The sequence below is a fragment of the Natrarchaeobius halalkaliphilus genome, assembly GCF_003841485.1.
Taxonomy (GTDB): Archaea; Halobacteriota; Halobacteria; order Halobacteriales; family Natrialbaceae; genus Natrarchaeobius; species Natrarchaeobius halalkaliphilus.
In genome coordinates this window covers 360,964-381,003 of the sequence record NZ_REFY01000002.1, presented here as the reverse complement: position 1 = coordinate 381,003, position 20,040 = coordinate 360,964, and the positions used below count along the sequence as shown (strand labels likewise).

The following is a 20,040-nucleotide window of genomic DNA, read 5'->3' as shown; positions in this document are numbered from 1 at the left end:
GACTGACTCTCAAGCTCACTAGTGTGTTCCGACGGCCGTTCAGAACTCCCGTCTGCCGTCGTCGGTAATCACGCTCTCGAGTAACGAAACCGGTGTCGCGTCGTAGGCGGGGTTCTCCACGTCGAAGCCCTCTGTGGGTTCCGACATGACCTCGATACCGGATCGAAAATCGTTTTCGAAGACGAACCCCTCCGAGATGATCTTCGAAGCCGACCCAAGCACGGTGACGGGGACGTCGAACTGTGTCGCCGTCGCCGCGATCGGGAGCGTTCCGACGCGGTTGTAAAGCGTCTCGTCGACGATACAGTCCATGCCGACGATGACCCGATCACACTCCTCGAGATAGACGCCGTTGGCGCTGTCCGTGATAAGCGTCGGATCGATACCGTCGATTCCGGCGAGCGCCCGTGCCGTCTTGCGGCCGATGTAGCGCGGGCGCGCTTCCGTGACGTAGACGTCGAAGGATTTTCCAGCCTCGGTCGCTTTCTCCAGGGCTCCGATCACCGTCGAGGAGTAATCGTGCGTCAACAGCGTCGCCCCGTCCTCGAGATGTGTTGCGGCGTTCTCGGCGGCCAGACGTTTGCCGGATTCGACCTTCGAGACGACGGCGTCGATCCGCTCGCGCGTCAGATTCTGTGCGTCCTCGACGCTGTCGAGATCCGCGGTCGTGACGTCCTCGACGACTTGTCGAACCGCGTTCTGCAGCGTGGCGTGTGAGGGATTCGCCCGGCGAAGAACGGTCGCGTTTCGCTCGAGCGAGCGGACGTACTCCTCGACGGTCGCAAACTCCCGATCAGTCAGGTCCTCGAGGGCTCGTGTCGCACGGATAGCGACCACCGAAGAGCTGTGCGTTTGCATCTCCTGGATCTGCTCGACGGTCTCATCGATCATATCTGAGAGGATTCTCGTCAGCGGGAAAGGTGTTCCGGGTGGTCTCGTTGCGTGGACGCTCCGTGTTACCCCGCGTTGGCTGTCGGTAGCCTGCGTGGGTGTCGATCTTCGAGTTTTTCCGGATTTCGCCCGCGCGCGTACGTGAAGCTTTATTAGTGACCGTCCACTACCCGAAAGCAGGTTTCTCATGTCCCAGGAAAGCGAGTACGGAGCCGGTCAGATTCAGGTCTTGGAAGGCCTGGAAGCCGTGCGGAAACGGCCGGCCATGTACATCGGTTCTACTGACTCTCGAGGGCTTCATCATCTCGTCTATGAGGTGGTGGACAACTCGATCGACGAGGCACTGGCCGGCCACTGTGACGATATCACCGTTACCCTCCACGAGGATGGTTCGGTGAGCGTCGCAGACGACGGCCGTGGCATTCCCGTCGACACGCACGAAGAGTACGACCGCCCCGCACTCGAGGTGATTTTGACCGTCCTTCACGCGGGTGGAAAGTTCGACAACAAATCGTACCAGGTCTCCGGCGGACTTCACGGCGTCGGCGTTAGCGTCGTCAACGCGCTCTCGGGTCGACTCGCGGCCGAAGTCAAACGCGACGGCGGCGTCTACCGTCACGCGTTCGAGACGGGCGAACCCGTTGGCGACATGGAGCGCGTTCGCGATATGGAGTCCGACGAAGAGACCGGCACCGAGATCCGGTTCTGGCCGGATACGGACATCTTCGAGACGGACGAGTTCGCCTTCTCGACGCTCTCGAACCGGCTTCGCGAACTCGCGTTTTTGAACTCCGGTGTCAGGATCACCCTTCGAGACGACCGCGCGGAAACCCCCGATTCGGACTCGGTCGAAGAGACCTACGAGTACGACGGCGGCATCCGCGAGTTCGTCCAGTACCTGAACGAGACGCGTTCCGTCATGCACGAGGACGTGATCTACTTCGAGGACGAAGAACAGAATATTCAGGTCGAAGTGGCGATGCAAGCGACCAAGGATCTTCAGGGATCGATTCATGCGTTCGCGAACAACATCAACACGCGCGAGGGTGGCACCCACCTCACCGGGTTCAAGACCGCACTGACCCGGTGTGTAAACGACTACGCCAACGAAAACGATCTGCTCGGAGATATCGAAGAGAATCTGAAAGGTGAGGACATCCGAGAGGGACTTACCGCCGTTATCTCGGTCAAACACCCCGATCCGCAGTTCGAGGGACAGACGAAGACGAAACTCGGCAACAGCGAGGTCCGCGGTATCGTCGAAAGCGCAATGCACGAGGGACTTGGCACCTATTTCGAGGAACACCCCGACACCGCCGAGGCGATCGTCACCAAGGCGGTCGAGGCGGCCAAAGCCAGAAAGGCGGCCCAGAAGGCAGAAGAGCTGACGCGACGGAAGTCCGCCCTCTCCTCGACGTCGCTCCCCGGAAAGCTCGCGGACTGTCAGACCAAAGACCCGGATGAAGCGGAACTGTTTATCGCGGAGGGTGACTCCGCAGGTGGCAGCGCCAAGCAGGCGCGCAATCCGGAGTTCCAGGCGGTCCTCCCGATCAAAGGAAAGATCCTGAACGTCGAGAAACACCGCCTCGATCGCATCCTCGAGAACGACGAGATTCGGAACATGATCACGGCGATCGGTGCGGGGATTGGGGACGAGTTCGACGTCGACGACGTCCGCTACAAGAAGATAATCATGGCGACGGACGCCGACGTCGACGGCGCGCACATCCGAACGCTCATGCTGACGTTCTTCTACCGGCACATGCGCCCGTTGCTCGAGGGAGGATACGTCTATGCGACCCAGCCGCCGCTGTATCGCATTCGATACCGCGGCGAGACCTACGACGCGATGACCGACGCGGAACGAGACGAGATCGTCGAGGAGAAATGCGACGGAAGCCCCTCGCAAGTCCAGCGGTTCAAGGGTCTCGGTGAGATGAACCCCGAACAGCTCTGGGAGACGACGATGAACCCGGACAATCGCATCCTCAAACAGATCACAGTCGAGGACGCCGCGGCAGCGGACAAGATGTTCTCGGTATTGATGGGCGATGCCGTCGAACCGCGAAAGCAATTCATCAAGGACAACGCGCCGGAGGCGGAATGGATCGACATCTGAGAAGACGAAACGAGGTGAGGTAACTACATGAGTTCAGACGTACCCGATCCGACAGATGTAGAGGCCCGTGCGGTCGAAAACGTCCGCATCGAAGACGAGATGGAACAGAGCTACATCGACTACGCGATGTCCGTCATCGCCGGTCGCGCCCTCCCGGACGTCCGGGACGGGTTAAAGCCCGTCCACCGTCGTATCCTGTATGCGATGCACGAGATGGGCGTCACGAGCGGTTCGTCCCACCGCAAGTCCTCATCGATCGTCGGGGAGACGATGGGTGATTACCACCCTCACGGTGACAGCGCGATCTACGATACGCTCGTGCGGATGGCACAGGACTTCTCGATGCGCTATCCGCTGGTCGACGGCCAGGGGAACTTCGGCTCGATGGACGGCGACCCGGCCGCAGCGCCACGGTACACGGAGGCTCGGATGGCAGCCGTCTCCGAGGAACTGCTCTCCGATATCGAAAAGGATACCGTCGACTTTCAGGCGAACTACGACGACCGGCTTCAGGAACCAGGCGTCCTGCCCGCGGCGTTTCCGAACCTCCTGGTCAACGGCTCCTCGGGAATCGCGGTCGGAATGTCGACGAACATCCCGCCGCACAACTTGGGCGAAATAATCGACGCGACGATCGAACTGATCGACGATCCCGACGCGACCGTCGAGGATCTGATGGACCACGTCAAAGGTCCCGACTTCCCCACCGCCGCGAACATCGTCGGCCGAGACGCCATCTACTCGGCGTACAAGACCGGCCGCGGACGCATCCGCGTTCGAGCCGAGTTCGAGGTCGAGGAGTGGAAAAACGGCCGCGAGCGAATCGTCATTACGGAGCTTCCGTACCAGGCGAACAAGGCCCGGATGGTCGAACGAATCGCGGAGGACGTCACCGAGGGCGATATCGAAGGGGTCACCGATCTCCGCGATGAGTCCGATCGGGACGGCGTCCGAATCGTCGTCGAGTGTAATCGCGGCGCGAACGTCGAGGTCGTCAAGAACAAATTACTCGAGAACCACCTCGAGAAGACGTTCGGCGTAATTAACCTCGCGCTGGTCGACGGCCAGCCCCAGGTGCTCTCGCTCAAAGAAACCCTAGAGGAGTACGTCACCCACCGACGAGAGGTCGTTCGCCGGCGCAGCGAGTACGATCTCGCGGAAGCCGAGGATCGCGCACACATCCTCGAGGGGCGGCTGAAAGCCGTCGAAAACGCCGAGGACGTCGTCGACCTCATCAGAAATAGCGAGGACCGGACGGCGGCAAAAGACGGACTTCGAGAGGAGTTCGGATTCTCGGTCGAGCAAGCCGAGCACATCGTTCGGATGCAACTCGGGAGTCTGACCTCGATGGAGACGGTCGAGATCGAAGAAGAGTACGACGAGGTCACCGTCGACATCGAACGGCTCACCGAGATACTCGAGAGCGAACAGGAACTGCTCGCGGTCATCAAAGACGAACTCGGAGAGATCAGAGCCGAGTACGCCGACGATCGACGGACCTCCATCATCGAAGATCACGGCACGGTCACCCACGAGGACCTCATTCCCGAAGAAGAGGTGTTCGTCGTCATGACCGAAGACGACTACGTCAAGCGAATGCCGATCGAGAACTTCGATCCCCAGGGCCGGGGTGGCAAGGGGATCATCGGCGCGGACGTCAAAGACGACGATCGCGTCTCGACGGTGTTCCGGGCGAACACCCACGACTACCTGCTTTGCTTTACTAACCGGGGAAAAGTCTATCGGCTCAAAACGTACGAAATTCCGGAGATGGGCCGAACCGCGCGGGGCAAGTCGGCCGTCAACATCCTCGATCTCGAGGCCGACGAGGAGATCACGGCCATCGTCGACACGGACGCGTTCGGTGATGAGGAGTACGTGACGATGGTGACTCGGAACGGCTACGTCAAGCGAACCGCAGGTGACGCCTTCGACAACATCCGTTCGACTGGCATCATCGCGGCCGACCTGGAAGAGGGCGACGAACTCGTCGATGTCGACGTGACTAACGGCACACGGGACCTCGTCATCGCGACGGAAGGTGGAATGACGATCCGCTTCGACGAGGACGAGGTTCGATCGATGGGGCGAAACGCCCGCGGTGTCAACGGTATCGATCTCCAGGAGGGTGATGCGGTCGCCGGTCTCGTCGCAACCGGCGGCAACGGGCACGATGACCGTGCACTCTTGACCGTCACCCAGAACGGATACGGGAAACGAACGCTCCTCTCCGAGTATCGGACTCAGTCGCGGTACGGAAAAGGGCTGATCGATATCAAGACGGGCGACAGAAACGGATCGGTGACGGCCGCAAAAGCGGTCTCGGCGGACGATCAACTGGTCATGATGAGCGAACGCGGACAAATTATTCGGACTCGAGTCGACGAAATCTCGACGGTCGGTCGGAACACGATGGGCGTCATCGTAATGGAAGTCGACGCGGACGATGCGGTCGCGAGCGTCGACGTGATTCCTGCTGAGTCACTCGAGTCGGGAGCCGAGAACGAATCAACGGACGAATCGGCGGACGAGGAAACGTAACCGATCATCGACGCGCGGTTGATTTTCGATGTTCCACTCGAGCGAGCGCGGTTCTCGCTCGTTTCACTCGCTCCGAACCGCGGATAAGCGACGGTGTATCACTCCGCGCAGGTGTTTTCTAGAGAGACGGTCGCTCGAGTGAGCAGTCAGTGAGCGGGCTCGTCGGCGGGTGCGATCATATCGACGATACGGAGAATCAAGATGTTGTTCGTGTCGTCTTTTCCGTCGACGCGGCCCTCGACGACGAGTTTCGAGAGTGGGGTCGGACCGACCGTAACGGCGTCGTCTTCCGAAAAGTCGTCGATCGAGCCCTGCATGTGGATCTCCGCGCGACAGAGTTCCGGGTGGTGAACGCTCGAGAGATCGATCTCTTCGACGATGATGTCCTCGACGGATTCGCCTTCGTGTTCGAGCGGAACGGATGCGGGGTCGTCCATCTGCTGGATTTCGAGGGCTTCGTAGGCGGCCGCAGTCGGTTTGTAGCCGCCCTTGGGGCCGGGTACGCCCTCTACGAGCTGGAGCGCTTTCAGACTCTGCATCTGGTTGCGAATCGTGCCGGGGTTTCGATCTACCTGTTCAGCAATATCCTCGCCTTTGATTGCGTCCTCGGACTCCTTATGGAGGTTCGTCAGCGCACGAAGGATCTTCTTCTGGCTCGGAGTCAGTTCGATGGATGACATACCGAATGGTTCGTAGTTGGATTCCTTAAACCCGACGGGTGAGTGGTCGAATTTCGGGGAACAGCCGTTCGAAACGGAGTACTATGTCGAATTCACGGGGGAACGAGCCACCCCTCGAGGAGGAGATCACCGAGGACGTCCTCGAGGAAGAACATGAGGGCGAACCCGACGACGAACGTCGCTGCATTGACCCGTGTCAGGACGGCTTCGGCGTCGAATCTGATCAGTTCCGCGACTTCGATGAGCACCTGTACGATTGCACCCACGGCGATCGAAAAGAACAACACAGCGAGGAGATCGGACTGGGCGAAACTGCCGATCCAGCCGCCGAGAATAACGGGACCGCCAGCGATGAGTCCCATCGCCGCGAAGTGATAGAGCGGCGGCGTCTCCCTGTCGCGTGCAACTGCGGCGACGACGGTCGGCCCCTCCATGACGTTGTGCAACACGAACGCCAGGACGAGTAACATCACGAGCGTCGAATCACCCTGGATGTACGCGACGCCGATTCCGAGCCCCTCACCGATACTGTGGAGGCCAAGCGCGAGCGCGACCAGGTAGGCGATCTCGAGTCCGCTCTTGTCGGTTGCCGTGACCTTCCGTTGTCGCCACTTGCTGGCGACGTACATAACGACGAACGTGCCGACAACGCCGATGACGGCCAGGCTACCCGCCAGAAGCGTGTTTTCGGCGTCGACACTGTACTCGAGAACGTCTTCCGACATCTCGAGGGCGATAAAGACGAGCACGCCCGCCGCGAGCGCCAGAAACGCGTGAAGATAGCGCGGGTCGAGATCGCGGATAAACGGGAACCAGAGCATGCCGATAGCGACGGGAACGACCCCGGCGAGAGCGCCGATAACGGTCAGCATCCAGATAATTTCGAGCGTGCTCGCGTCGTCGACTGAGCCGAGATCACCGAAGGGTGAGGTTAGATACAACACGCCGAATATCGCACCCAGAACGACGATCGGACCGATCGCGAGGAGGCTTCGGGGTAGATCTGAGAGACACCTCCAACTCATTCCCCGGGATCACCGTTGTTCGTCACAGATAGTTGCTCCATTACTTATTCTTAGACCGCCCTAAACATATATTTCTTTTGTGAACCGCACCGCTAGACCTACTCTAATTTACCCAACAGCGTCCGGCTGTACGGCCCAGGGGTGAATCGGATTCCGATCGGTAGCGTGCTATCTGGCGGTCACTGCTCGGGTTCGGCCGTCCGAGCGACGCGAACGTGACGAGCGACGTCGTCGGGAAGCGAGACGGATTCGTCGCTCTCACTCGAGCGGGCGGTGACCATCCCGAACGGCGCAATCTCGAGAATTTCGAGTTCGAGTCCGGGCTCGACGCCGTGATCGGAGAGATACGAGAGGATGTCCGGATCGTGGTCAGCGACTTCCTCGACGACGACGGTCTCGCCTTCCGCACACTCCACGACGGAGTCGCCGTCGGGTCGGTCGGGTGGCTCGAGGTCGGGACTCGGGATCGGTGAGCCGTGAGGATCGACCTCCGGGTCGTCGAGGGATTCCGCGACGCGCGCTTCGAAGACTTCGCTGATGTGGTGTTCGAGTCGATCGGCTTCGGCGTGAACCTCGGACCAGTCGTAGTCGAGGTGTTCGGTAAGGTAGGCCTCCAGCAGTCGGTGATGGCGAACGATCTCGAGGGCGACGGTCTCACCCTCCGTGGTAAGCGTTACTCCGCGGTATTTCTCTCGGTCGATGAGACTTCGATCCTCGAGTTTCTCGAGCATACTGGTGACGGTCGGCGACGTGACGTCCAGCTCGTCGGCTATTTCGGAGGTTTTGATCCGATCGTCCGTCTGTTGCTGGAGCTGGTAGATCACTTTGAGATAGTCTTCCATCACGTCGCTCAGCATCATCCTATATCGATTTAGCCGTGTCTAACCCTAAATCTGTCGGCGTGATTCGGCGCATCACCCAGTACGACAAAGCGCCTGGAGCACCAGTGGCTACGTATGGATTCGACCGTTCGAATCATCGGTGTCCCGATGGACTACGGTGCCGATCGACGCGGCGTCGACATGGGACCGTCCGCGATACGATACGGGGGACTCGGAACGGAACTCGAGGACGCCGGCGTCGAGCCGGTCGACGGTGGCGATCTGTTCGTCCCTCGAGCCGAAGAACGAGACCCCGATGCGGGGTCCCCGAGGCGTGGAAACGCGAAGTTCCTTCGGGAGATCGAAGACGTCTGTACGCGGCTCTCCGACCGCGTCGCCGATGCGATCGGAAACGGCGAGTTTCCGCTCGTTCTGGGCGGCGATCACTCCGTTTCGATCGGATCGTTGCGCGGTTCGTCTCGGGACGCCGACCTCGGGGTGATCTGGTTCGACGCTCACGCCGACCTGAACACTCCCGAGACCTCCCCCAGCGGAAACGTCCACGGAATGCCACTCAGCGCGACGCTCGGACGCGGAATGTTCGGCGAAATGGAGTGGGCGAACGCATCGGGCGTTCGAGAGGACGCGATCGCGTACGTCGGTCTCCGGAGTATCGACGAACGGGAGCGCAAACGAGTTCGCGAGAGCGAACTGACCGCGTTCACGATGTCCGATATCGACGAGCGAGGAATAACCGCAGTCGTCGAGGACGCTCTCTCAGTGGCCACGGACGGCACCGACGGAATCCACGTCAGTCTCGACCTCGACTGGCTGGATCCGACGACTGCACCGGGCGTGGGAACGCCGGTTCGCGGCGGCGTCACCTACCGCGAGGCCCATTCGGCACTCGAGACCGTCTCGAGACGCCACGACGCTGACGGACTCATTCGGTCGATGGACGTCGTCGAGGTAAATCCGATCCTCGACGAACGAAACGAGACCGCAACGGTGGCGGCCGAACTCGCCGCCAGCGCGTTCGGAAAGCAAATCCTGTGAGGGGAACTGCTGTCCGTCAGCGACCAGACGCCGATCAACAACGGAACATGAACGGATAGATGAGCGCGATTCGGTCGATCGCAACGTTCGCCGTCACTCGTCGACGTTCGAGCGCCTCGTTTCGCCCGAGACGGCGTCGACCTGAACCTGGATGGGACCGGATGAAGTCCCGAACTCGACGTACCAGGTCGCGCTGATACGATAGCTGTCCCGCGTTTTGGCTTCGTCGCCGGAATCGGTCACCGATTCTTCGAGTGACTCGCGCGCGATCGCTTCGGCTTCTTCCGAGGTTTCGATCCGTCGGTCGTCGGTCAACCGGACGGTCACGATCGGTACGTCGGCCATCCGAACGACGCGCTCCGTCACGCTCCCGACCAGCACGCGATCGAGCCCGGTCCGACCCTGAGTTCCCATGACGATCATGTCGATCCCGTGTTCGTCCGCATACGAGAGTATCTCCTCGTGGGGAACACCGTGATCTACGGCAGTAACTGCTTCGAGCCCCGAGCGTTTTGCTGTCGCGGCGACGTGATCGACCGCACGGTGGGCTGCTGGTGTCGCTTCTTCGCTCTCGAGCGTTCCGAGTGGTCCCTCGGGAACGACCGACAGCGCGTGAACCGTCGCATCGAACCGCTCTGCGATCGTCAGCCCGTGAACGATCGACCGTCGAGTGCCGTCGCTCCCGTCCGTCGGAATGAGAACGTCGTGGTACATCGCTGCTACCACGTTGGCCCGCCGTGGGTAAATATGCTGTCGGACGGAAGTCCGCTGGACAACGGTCAGGAGTCGACTCGACAGGGCGGCGAGCACGGAAGCTGCTCGAGCGCCCACTCGGCCCGGTCGCGAACGCTCGAGTCGGGATCGTCTCTCGTTCGTTCCTCGAGCGAGCTTCGAATCTCGTCGACGGTCTCGCCAGCAGCCGTATCGACCTCGGATGCTGCGCGCCCGATCACGACTACAGCGGTGGCACGTGTCCTTGTATCGTCGACTTCGAGTGCCGGAACGATCGATTCGAGGTGCTCCGTGATCGCGCCCGGATGCTCGCTCGAAACGGTCTCGAGCGATCGAAGCAGATCCGGAACGGCAGCGCTGGAAGGGTTCTCCGCGACGAACGAAACGATCCCATCGACTGATGGAACGACGTCGTTTACGGACTCCTCGGCAAGCTCCGCGAGACAGAAGGCGATCTCGTCGTTGAAATCGACCGACGGTTCCTCGAGCAGTTGACGCAGTTTCGGGACCGTTGGCATACAGCGTTCCGGTTGCTCACGGACGTTTCGACGGACGGTTCTGACGGCGTCACGCTGGGTCGCGCGCGTCTGCTCGTCGAGCTGTGCGAGAATTGATGGAAGGTCGACTGGATCACTCCCCTCTCGTTGGTCGACACTCCCCGCTCCATCCCCATCCCCATACATCGTACCTCTCCATGTTTGATAGAAGGGAAAAGCCTTCCGGCAGTTTACTTCGAAACGTTCACGAAGAAACGATAGTCACGCGAGCCATTCGTCGGGTTTCGTATCGTAATCGACGTCCTCGGCTGCGAGATGCTCGACGTCTTCCCACGGGACGTCCTCGGTCGTAACCGACTCCCCGTCGTAGCGGATCAGTTTCCCTCGTTCTTCGGCTTCGGGTTCTCGGTTACGACGCTTTGCTACCTCGACATCGTGTTCGTCGATCTCTTTGACGATCGTCAGCAAATTCACCGGGCGTCCCCACAGTTCGAAGGTGCGTTTCAGCGTTTCTCGAGCCTGTCCGATGTCCAAGACGACGCCGTTGTACTGGTGACCGAGCAGGAGTTCGTTGGCGTTGTTGTAGTTGCCGTCATAGACCGCGATGGTCGGCTTCCCGAAGTTGGTGAACTGCAACAACAGCTTCTTTTTGACGTCCGACGTAGCGTCGCTCGCGACGTGGAACTGGCCGGTTGCTCGGGAGTGTTCGTACGTGAAGTAGTCGTTCTCCGTGATGAACTCCCTGGTGAGGAACTCGTCCAGAAACGTCACGTCGTTGTGACTCTCCCTGACGTCGTACATCCGATCCCAGCCGGCAGTGAACTCGACGTCAGCCAGCGCTTCGTCGACCGATGCGTAGCGGGCGTCGTCGAAGAGGTATCGCCCGATCCGCTCGAGTTCGTTTTGTGTAATCCTGGATAGGAACCCGCGGTGTTGGCGCTTGACCAGCGAGTAGTGTCGACGGGCCAGTCCCTCGTAGCGAAGGACTTTCCAGGGGTAGCGCTCGACGTCGATTTCGCCCGCACGAGCCGCCTCGAGTGCGTCGTGGTCGACCCACTCGGACGGGACCTCCGCTAGCGACTCGAGCGTCTCGGATGCGATCTCGTCGATCGCGTCTGGGGGTTCGAGGGATTCGAGTACGTCGTCGACGTCGACGACGTCGGCGAAGTTGTGCCAGGTGATCCCTTCGACGCGAAGTATCCGCTCGATGACCTCGCGGCGGTTGGTCGTATTCTCGACGTACTCCCAGAGCTCCATCCCCAGACTGTAGGGGTTGAGTCCTCCGGAAGCGAGGACCTTCGCCATGTGATCTGCGTAGTTGAGAAACTCGTCGTCGCCGGCGAATCCCTCGTCGGTCATCATCGTCGATTCCCAGTAGGCGGCCCACCCCTCGTTCATCACCTTGGTCATCTTCTGTGCGGCGAAGTAGTACCCCTCCGCACGCATCATATCGAGGACGTCGCGTTGCCACTCCGTCATCTCGACGGCCCGATCCGTCTCCTCGTCGTACTGTTTGCCGTGTTCTCTGACGAACGCGAGTACGTCCTTCTGGGGGTGTTCCGGGAACGTCGCCGCTCGATCGGTTTCTTCGAGTTTCTCGAGCCACTCCTCGTCGAACACTTCGCCTTTGATCTCCTCGGAGAGGTCGAGTTCGCCCACTTTCTGTGCGAGGTCGTCGTCGATCTCTCCGTTCGGCCCGTCGACGTCGTAGCGCCGTTCGAACACCCGGTGTTGGTCGATGTTGTCCTCGAGCGAGAGGCAGTGATCGATCCACTTTTCGACGTCAGCACGGTCGATCTCGGGATCGGACATGTACTCGTCGATCGCACGCGCGTGGCGTTCGAGCATGGCGGCGGCGTTGACCTGCGTCTGGTCGGCACGGCCGTTGGTGAAGAGACCGAACCACTCGTTGTTCGCGAAGAAGTCCGAATGCGCTTCGACGTGGGTGATGACCGCTTTCTGGTCGGCAAGCGCGTTCGACTCTTGCAAGAAGGCGTGGGCTGGATTGTCGTTGTTGACGATCTCGAAGGCCTTCCCACCGCCGTACTGGCCCTGTTTTTGCTGGCGGTCGTACTGCATCCCCCAGCGCCAGTGTGGATAGCGCGACTGGAACCCACCGTAGGCGATGAGTTCGTTCATCTCGTCGTAATCGATGATCCAGTAGTTGACCGGATACGGCTCGAGACCTAGTTTCTCGGCCAGGTTCCGCGCCTCGGTGACCGGTTCGCGAAGCTCGCTGGCGATCGCCTGCTTTCGGAATCGGTCGGCGTTCGGGCTCAGGTTCGTGTTGACGTTTCCGTGATCGGTACCGCTTTCGTTCCCGTCGACACCGGCGCTTTCGTCCGTGCGCTCGGTGTCGTTCGCGGGCGTGTTCTCGGTGGTGTCACTCATCGGTTTCACCCTCTGTGCTGAGGGTCTCGTAGATCGCGTCGGTCACGTCCGATTCGCCGTTGACGTACGCCACCGCGACGTCGTCGGTATCGGTCCCGAAATAGCGCTCGAGCTCTTCTGCGTGCGTCGCGTTGATCGCGTTCCCCGAGGGCTGGGTCTCGACGTAGGCGTGGAGATTGGCGTCGATCTCCTCCATCATCGGAATCACGCGCTTTTCGGTGTCGTTCGAGGAGTTCTCCGAATCGCCCGCCGCGAAGACGTATCGGTTCCAGTCCGACCAGGGATACGCCTCGAGCAACTCGGACGCGAGTTCGTAGGCGCTCGAGATCTTCGTGCCGCCGCCGGACCGGATGCCGAAGAATTCCTCGCGTTCGACCTCCCAGGCGTCGGCGTCGTGGGCGATGTAGATGAACTCCGCGTTGTCGTATTTCCCCGTCAGGTACCAATCGAGCGGGGTGAACGTACGCTCGACGAGTTCGCGCTTCTTCTCGCGCATCGAGCCCGAAACGTCGCGGATGTTGACGACGACGACGTTCTTCTCTTTTTCCTCGATGATCTCGGGGTAGCGGTAGCGCTCGTCCTCACGACGGAAGGGGACGTGCTTGATCCCCTCGCGGCGGATCTTCTGTTGGACGCTCTCGCGGTCGACGTTCCGTTCGACGTCCTCGATCGAGGACCAGGTTCCCCGCTCGCCGTCGGGAATCTCGGCGTAGGTCGTCTCTATCCAGGCCATCGACACCGGAAGGTTCTCACCTCGAGCCCACTCGAAGACGTCGCGGGGGGTGATCCCGTCGACCTTACAGACTTCGCGAACGAACTCCTCGTCGAAATCCATCGCGAGCTTGCGTTTGAGCCCCTCTTTGAACATCCGCTCGAAGTCGAGCGTGCTGTCCGGACCGCTTCGCGTGAGGTCCGTAAACGGGCCCTCTTTTTCCTCGACGACCGTCTTTCCCTTCGGATCGAGATCGAGCCCGAGTTCCTCGTCCAGCTCCTGAGCGAACTCCTCGGGATCCATCTCGTAGTACTCGTGGTCGCCGCCTTCCTCGCCCGGCTCGCCGTCTTCGTCGCCGTCTCCCGGCCGTGGCTGACCGACGGGCTGGCCGACGTCGGGCGTGTCTCCGTCCCCCTGGCCGACGCCGCCTTTGTCGCGCTGGTCGTACTCGAACTCCGGAAGGGAGACGATCTTCACCGGGATCTTGATCTCTCCCGGTCGGCTCGAGCCGAGTTCGCCGTACTGGATGAACTCTGCCAGGTCCTCTCGGCGCTGTTCTCCCACTTCACGGAACCGCTCTAGATCGTCTCTTAGTCCCATGATCGTCCCTCGCTGGTCAGTCCCATCGGTAGCTCACCTGCCCCATGACGTGTCTGCTGGTCAGTTCGGCCGACGCCCCGGAGTAGTCGAACCGATCGATCATCGTCTCGATCGTTCGTTCCTTGACGGCTTCCGTCTCCGTTCCACTCGGCGGATCGTCCCACTGGCGCGGATCGAAGTCCTCGAAGACGCGACTGACGTCGTCCCAGTCGTGGCTCTCGAGGACGGATTTGATCACCGGAATCGCGGTGAGATCGACGTCTTCGACGGCGAAGTCCTCGTCGCGGTGTTCCCATGCGTGGCGGTTCAACGAGGTGATCACCTTCTCCCGGCGGAAGTTTCTGACGCTCTCTCTGGGGAGGTTGTCCTGGTACTCGTCCTCGGAGAATCGTCCGAGGTGTTCGATCTCGAAGAGCTTCATCTTCAACGGATCGGGCTCGATACGCTCGCCGCGGTCGTTGTACAGTGGCTCGTCGGTCTCCCAGGCGTAGACGTGTTCGACGTACTCAGCGACCGTCTCCTCGTCGACTCGTTTTTCGTGCATGATCGCTTCGATGACGTCCGACTCCTGTTGGTCGAAGACGTAGTTCTTGACGGCAACCACGCGGTTTTCGAACTCGGAGCGCTCGCCGGTCGAAAAAACCGGTGCGTCGGCCATCCCCTCCGCCATCGCGTTCAGCACGTCTCGCGGCATGACGACGTCTTCGACCGGAAGCTCGGAGTGGTGGCGGTCGCGGTCCGCCTGGAGCAACTCCGCCAACGTGTCGCGGGTGTACGTCACCGGGATGCCGTGTTCGCCGTCGTGGCCGTCGTCGTCGAACTCGAACTCGTCTTTCTCCCGCCTCGTATCCCCCTCCTGAAGGTATCCCTGGTCGTAGATCAGCGCCTTGTCGACCAGATCGAGACCGTTCGGCAGGTCCTCTTCGTCCAGACGGGTGACGACCGCATACAGCGCGGCCGCCTCGATCGCGTGCGGGGCAAACTCCTGGGTCCGCGTTTCGCCGGGCGAGTGCGTGATCGTCACCGAAACTGGTTCACGGATACGTTCTGCCAGCGTATCGTAGCTCTCCCCCTCCCAGACCGCCGTCTCGTTGGTCAGCTCGCGACGAATGAGTTCGCACTCGAGACTCAGATTCGTCAGGTAGCCAAAGCGGTGTTTGTCCAGTCGACGCTTGAGCGCCTTCAGCGGGTCCATCCCGTTTCGGTCGGCGTGCTGGTTGAGCTGGGCCTCGAGATCCGGGTTCGAGATTATCAGCAGCTGCGTGTCGACGTCCATCCCGATTCCCTTGTCGAGTTTCACCGACTGTTCGTCGGGAACGTTCAGCAGCTTCTGGAGCAAATCGGCGTGCTGGGCTGCGTCCTCGACGACGGTGAGAACGCCGTTTCCCTGCGAAACGACGCCGTCGTAGGAAAACGCCTGCGGATTCTTTCGGCCCCGAGAGTCGAGTTCTTGAAGCATGCCGTGCATCCAGGACCCGACGAGGCGCTCTTTGGGACGGCCGTCGTCTTCGGAGTGCAGGACGCCGACGCCCTGGCCGACGTCGATCACGTAGTTTTTCACGCGGAGATGGTGCTCGTCCGTAATCGTCGAGAAGAGGTCCGACTTCCCCTCCCGGCGGTAGCGCTTTTCGAGGAAGTCGTAGGCCTCACGCGAGAACGGATCGAGTTCCGTCTCGACTCTGATGGGAACGTGCTCTTCGAGACCGTCGTTGAGATCTGCGAGGATCCGTTTGCGGACTTCGTCCGGAAAGACCGACAGGGGATGGGTCTGGACCGGACTCTCGTACCAGTGTTGATCGTCCGATGCCGTCGGATCGCCGCCGTAGCTCAGGCCGCGCTCTTCGGCTTGCGCTGTCGTGACGTTCCACTCGACGGTGTACCGACGTCCCTCCGGCGTTTTGGAGTACTCCCGGAGGCCGTTGACCAGACAGCGTTTGAGCTCCGACTTTCCCGTCGCCGTTGGTCCTTCGAACCAGACGATCTTCTCGTCTTTCGCCCGGCCCGCAGCGATCGAGCGGAGGTCGTCGACGAACCCGTTCAAGACCTCCGTATTCCCGAGGATCGCGTGCTCGCCGTCGTTGTGCGGATCGTCGAAAAAGCGGTAGCGCTCTTTCTCCTCGCCCTCCTCGACGACCGTCCGCGTTCCCGTCGATTCGATCGCCTCGAGTAAGTACTTCGAAGCGTGGGATGCAATGGTCGGGTTCTCGAAGATCCGGTCGACGTACGCCGCGAGGGTCATCGGCTCCTCGTACGTTTCCTCGAGTGCGCGGTCGGCCTCGGTGACGTAGTCGTTGCCGGTCATATCAATCTTCCATCTCTGCTTTGGCGACCTCCGCGCCGGCGAACTCGAGCACCTCCTTGGCACCGGATTCGGAGTAGCCCTGTTCGATCAACGCGTCGATCCAGGCCGATCGCTCGTCGTCGTCGAACTCGTTGGCCGACACCAGCGCGGAGAAGTTGATGTTGTGTTTTTTGTCCTCCCAGAGCTTGCGCTCCAGAGCGCGGCGGAGTCGCTCGTTGTCCTGGGGGCTAAACGCCTCGCCCTCGCGGGCACGACGGGAGACCCAGTTCGAAACCTCCTGTCGGAAGTCCTCTTTGCGATCCTCGGGAATGTCGAGCTTCTCCTCGACGGACCGAAGGAACGTCTCGTCCGGCTCCTGTTCACGGCCGGTCAGTTCGTCCTCGATCGTATCGTCGTCGATGTAGGCCATGACGTGATCCATGTACTTCTCGCCCTGTCGACGGATCTCGTCGATGTCGTACGCCAGCGCGTGGCGAACGTCCTCGATGGCGCGTTCTTTGTACTCCTCACGAACCGTCTCGAGGTAGCGGTAGTACCGCTCGAAGTTTTCTTCGGGAACCGAGCCGTGGTGTTCTAGGTTCTCCTCGAAGAAGTTGAACACCGTAAGCGGCGAGAGGAAGCCGCGGCTGCGATGTTTCGAGTCCATGATCGCTTCGGCGATCTCGTCCCCGATGAAGCGAGGCGAGATGCCGACCATCCCCTCCCCGATCTCGGCTTTCCGCTCGGCCTCTTCGCGGAGCTTTTTGACGTCGATGTCGTCGCCCTCGTCGATCTCGCCGTTGTAGGCTTTCACCTTCGATAGCAGATCGACCGTCTCCGCGTCCGGCTCTTCGATCCGCGTGAGCACGCCGAACAGCCCGGCCATCTCCAAGGTGTGTGGCTCGACGTTGATGTCCGGCACGTCGGCGTTGTTCAGCATCTTCTGGTAGATGTGGGATTCGTCCTCGTAGGACAGCACGTACGGGAAGTCGATTCGCTTCGTGCGGTCGTTGAACGCCTCCATCTTCTCGTCGCCTTTCTTGTCCTTGTACTCGGGCATGTTCGTTCGCCCGACGATCACCTGGTCGATGTCGATTCGCGGGTTGTTCTTCGGCTTGATCGTCTGTTCCTGGGTCGCGTGCAGGAAGTCATAGAGGAACTCCCGCTGGAGCTTGAGCAACTCCTCGCCCGAGAAGACGCCGCGGTTTGCGTTACAGAACGCTCCGGAGTAATCGAACGCCCGCGGGTCGGACTCGCCGTAGATGGCGATCTTCGAGTAGTTGACGTCGCCGGTCAGTTCGGTCTCGTCCTGGTTTTTCTTGTCTTTCGGCTCGAACGTCTCGAGACACTGGCGCTTGTTCTCGTCGGCGACGAGTCGAACGACCTCGACGTGGTTCTCGAGGACCGCCTGGAGGTCGTCGTCGTAGTACGCGAGCAGTCGATCCATGTAGAACTCGCTTTCGGGATCGAGCGCCTGCTCGTTCTGGATCGTGTACGGTGCCTCGAGCCGTTCGTTTAAGTCCTCGATGACTCGCTGGCGTTGCTCTACGGGGAGGAGCACGAGCGGATCCTGGTTCATGGGCGACCGAACGGTATCGTCCGCGGGATCCTGATCGGCGATGACGTCACAGAGGTTGGTCCATCGGAAGGTGTACATCCGACCTTCATCACGCAACGTGTAGTCTTCGAAGTACGTGCGAACCTGCTTGTCGAAGTGGGACTTGCCGGAACCGACCGGGCCGAGCAGGAGCTTGATTCGGCGCTCGGGGCCGAGTCGACGGGCACCCGATTTGACCTTGTTGACGAACTCGTGGATCGACTGGTGAATCACCCTTCCGTAGAACGTGTTCTCGCCGTCACCGAGAGGGTCCTCGCTGGCGAGTTGATACTCGACGACACCCTCCGTCTCGTCGTAGCGCGTTCCGTAGTAATCGAACATGTCCGCAACCCGCTGGTGGGCGTTGCGGGTGATCATCGGATCCTCGTAGCACTCCGAGAGGTACCAGTCGAACGACTTGGATTCTCGCAAGTCGGCGGGTATCGATTCTTTGTACTCCGTACTGAGCGTCTCGAGCGTCTCGATGTCACCGTTCATGCTATCACTGCGGGTTGTTTGTCTCCGGATCGGACGGCAGCGGTTTGCTGGATCATGGTTGAATGGGCACGCATCTCCTCGCACTGTTCGAGACTCGAATGACGTCCCGAAGTCGTACGCTGGGGACCGGCGTAAACCGGATCGGTTCGCTGGGCCGATACCGATAGTATTTAATGAGTGAGTAATCCAGATACTTAAAGTTAGCCCCAAAAGGTATTTACCAGAATATTATTACAGGCAATATATACCACGACAATAGAACGGAGCCTGGTATCACAACACATACAACCGGAGAATCGACCTAAACGTTCGGCTTGCACTGCCGTGGTTCGCTCGCGCGCGGACCCTAAGTTCAGTAATTTTTGAACAGGAGCGCCCGCACGTCGTCTTTGGTCTGGACGTCCTCGCTCGAGCCGTCCGGAAGCGTCACCGTGTAACGATAATCGGCAGACGACGACTCCTCCCACTTGTCATCGTGCGTCTCGAGTAAGCTCATCATCTCGTTCAACAAATCGTCGTCATCCGCGTTACCACCGTCGTCTGCGTCCTCGTCGCCCGCGTTTTCGTCCTCGTTATCCGAGGACGAATCGGAACTGGAATCCGTCGCGGCTCTCGCCGTCTCGTCGAACGTCACTTCCTCGCGCTCGCTCGAGCCGGATTCGACGGGTCCGTCGGCGTCGACGGCGGCCGTACTGTCGTCGGGTGCGAGGTCGACTTCGTCGGCCAGCTGGGTCTCCTCGTCGAGGTTATCGAGCAGAAACTGGACGACGTCCTGTTCGCGAACGAATCCGTATTTGCCGACGACCGATTCCGACATCTCCTCGCGAAGCTGTTGGATAACCTCGTACTGTTCGTCGGTGATCTCGAGCGTCTCCATATTTCACCGATACGGTGGCAAGTACAAATATGTAGGCCGTCACCGGGAACGTCCGGAACACGCGAATCGATGACGGAAACACCGTCCGCATCCCCGAACGATTTAACACCACATACCCGAACCGTATCGACATGGTACTCAAAGAGTCCGACACAGTACTGGATGAGGGAGATGCGCCGCCGGCGTTCGAACTCGAGGGCACCGACGAACGAACCTATACGCTCGTGGACTTCGCGAACGACGAGGCTCTCTTGCTCGTCTTTACGTGCAATCACTGTCCCTACGCGAAAGCCAAGTTCGACCTCATGAACGAACTCGCAGCCGAGTACGACGACGTCTCGGTCGTCGGTATCAATCCGAACGACGCGACGGAGAAGCCGGACGATTCCATAGAACGGATGCGAGACCTCGTCGACGACGGAACGATCGCCTTCGACGTCTATCTCCGGGACGAGAGCCAATCGGTCGCGCGCGAGTACGGCGCGGTGTGTACGCCCGATCCGTTCTTGTTCGCCAACGACGACGGACAGTTCCGACTCGTCTATCAGGGCCGACTGGACGACGCTCTCAATCCCGACGACGAACCCACTCGATATCACGTCCGCGAAGCGATCGACGCAATCCTCGCCGGCGAGAACGTCGATCTCGAGTGGCAGCCCTCGCAGGGCTGTTCGATCAAGTGGTCGGAGGAGTAGCCGAAAACGGTCTGCGGGCCGAATCGA

Annotated in this window: 15 protein-coding genes; 4 read left to right on the top strand and 11 right to left on the bottom strand. The window is 60.4% G+C overall.

Going from position 1 to position 20,040, the window contains the following annotated elements; genetic code table 11:
• Positions 1–39: 39 nt before the first annotated feature.
• The gene (locus EA462_RS05445; protein ID WP_124177555.1) at positions 40–891 is read right to left on the bottom strand and encodes a translation initiation factor eIF-2B; all 852 of its coding nucleotides are present in this window, start codon (positions 889–891) and stop codon (positions 40–42) included.
• Between the two features lie 187 nt (positions 892–1,078).
• Between EA462_RS05445 and gyrB the strand changes: the two genes are divergently transcribed.
• Positions 1,079–3,010: a DNA topoisomerase (ATP-hydrolyzing) subunit B gene (gene gyrB, locus EA462_RS05440; RefSeq protein WP_124177554.1), complete on the top strand. Its 1,932-nt coding sequence runs from the start codon at positions 1,079–1,081 to the stop codon at positions 3,008–3,010.
• A gap of 27 nt (positions 3,011–3,037) precedes the next feature.
• Entirely contained in the window at positions 3,038–5,551 is a 2,514-nt protein-coding gene (gyrA, locus tag EA462_RS05435) for a DNA gyrase subunit A (RefSeq protein ID WP_124177553.1), read from the top strand.
• Positions 5,552–5,697: 146 nt separating this feature from the next.
• On the opposite strand, the gene EA462_RS05430 is transcribed toward gyrA, so the two are convergent.
• The 3 genes from EA462_RS05430 to EA462_RS05420 all read right to left on the bottom strand — a co-directional run bounded on the left by EA462_RS05430 (position 5,698) and on the right by EA462_RS05420 (position 8,116).
• Positions 5,698–6,231, bottom strand: coding sequence for an Rrf2 family transcriptional regulator (locus EA462_RS05430; protein WP_124177552.1), 534 nt, complete (start codon positions 6,229–6,231; stop codon positions 5,698–5,700).
• 92 nt (positions 6,232–6,323) lie between these two features.
• Positions 6,324–7,256 carry a ZIP family metal transporter gene (locus EA462_RS05425; protein ID WP_124177551.1) on the bottom strand — a complete coding sequence of 311 codons (933 nt, stop codon included), beginning with the start codon at positions 7,254–7,256 and terminating at the stop codon, positions 6,324–6,326.
• Between the two features lie 179 nt (positions 7,257–7,435).
• A complete protein-coding gene (locus EA462_RS05420; protein ID WP_124177550.1) occupies positions 7,436–8,116 on the bottom strand; it encodes a metal-dependent transcriptional regulator in 681 nt (226 codons plus the stop codon).
• 96 nt (positions 8,117–8,212) lie between these two features.
• Between EA462_RS05420 and rocF the strand changes: the two genes are divergently transcribed.
• Positions 8,213–9,133 (top strand): arginase, encoded by a 921-nt coding sequence (rocF, locus tag EA462_RS05415; protein ID WP_124177549.1) that lies wholly within the window; start codon positions 8,213–8,215, stop codon positions 9,131–9,133.
• Between the two features lie 93 nt (positions 9,134–9,226).
• On the opposite strand, the gene EA462_RS05410 is transcribed toward rocF, so the two are convergent.
• The 7 genes from EA462_RS05410 to EA462_RS05380 all read right to left on the bottom strand — a co-directional run bounded on the left by EA462_RS05410 (position 9,227) and on the right by EA462_RS05380 (position 19,318).
• Entirely contained in the window at positions 9,227–9,847 is a 621-nt protein-coding gene (locus tag EA462_RS05410) for a universal stress protein (RefSeq protein ID WP_124177548.1), read from the bottom strand.
• Positions 9,848–9,912: 65 nt separating this feature from the next.
• Positions 9,913–10,548: a hypothetical protein gene (locus EA462_RS05405; protein WP_124177547.1), complete on the bottom strand. Its 636-nt coding sequence runs from the start codon at positions 10,546–10,548 to the stop codon at positions 9,913–9,915.
• A gap of 75 nt (positions 10,549–10,623) precedes the next feature.
• A complete protein-coding gene (locus EA462_RS05400; protein ID WP_124177546.1) occupies positions 10,624–12,753 on the bottom strand; it encodes a SpoVR family protein in 2,130 nt (709 codons plus the stop codon).
• On the bottom strand, positions 12,746–14,065 hold the full coding sequence (locus EA462_RS05395) for a YeaH/YhbH family protein (protein ID WP_124177545.1): 1,320 nt from the start codon (positions 14,063–14,065) through the stop codon (positions 12,746–12,748). Before EA462_RS05395 ends, EA462_RS05400 begins: the two co-directional genes overlap by 8 nt.
• A gap of 16 nt (positions 14,066–14,081) precedes the next feature.
• Positions 14,082–16,367, bottom strand: coding sequence for a PrkA family serine protein kinase (locus EA462_RS05390; RefSeq protein WP_124177544.1), 2,286 nt, complete (start codon positions 16,365–16,367; stop codon positions 14,082–14,084).
• A gap of 1 nt (position 16,368) precedes the next feature.
• A complete protein-coding gene (locus tag EA462_RS05385) occupies positions 16,369–18,441 on the bottom strand; it encodes a PrkA family serine protein kinase (protein ID WP_124177543.1) in 2,073 nt (690 codons plus the stop codon).
• Positions 18,442–18,793: 352 nt separating this feature from the next.
• On the bottom strand, positions 18,794–19,318 hold the full coding sequence (locus EA462_RS05380; protein WP_124177542.1) for a hypothetical protein: 525 nt from the start codon (positions 19,316–19,318) through the stop codon (positions 18,794–18,796).
• Between the two features lie 131 nt (positions 19,319–19,449).
• Here EA462_RS05380 and EA462_RS05375 point away from each other — a divergent pair, with 131 nt between their 5' ends.
• A complete protein-coding gene (locus EA462_RS05375; RefSeq protein ID WP_124177541.1) occupies positions 19,450–20,013 on the top strand; it encodes a thioredoxin family protein in 564 nt (187 codons plus the stop codon).
• Positions 20,014–20,040 lie beyond the last annotated feature (27 nt).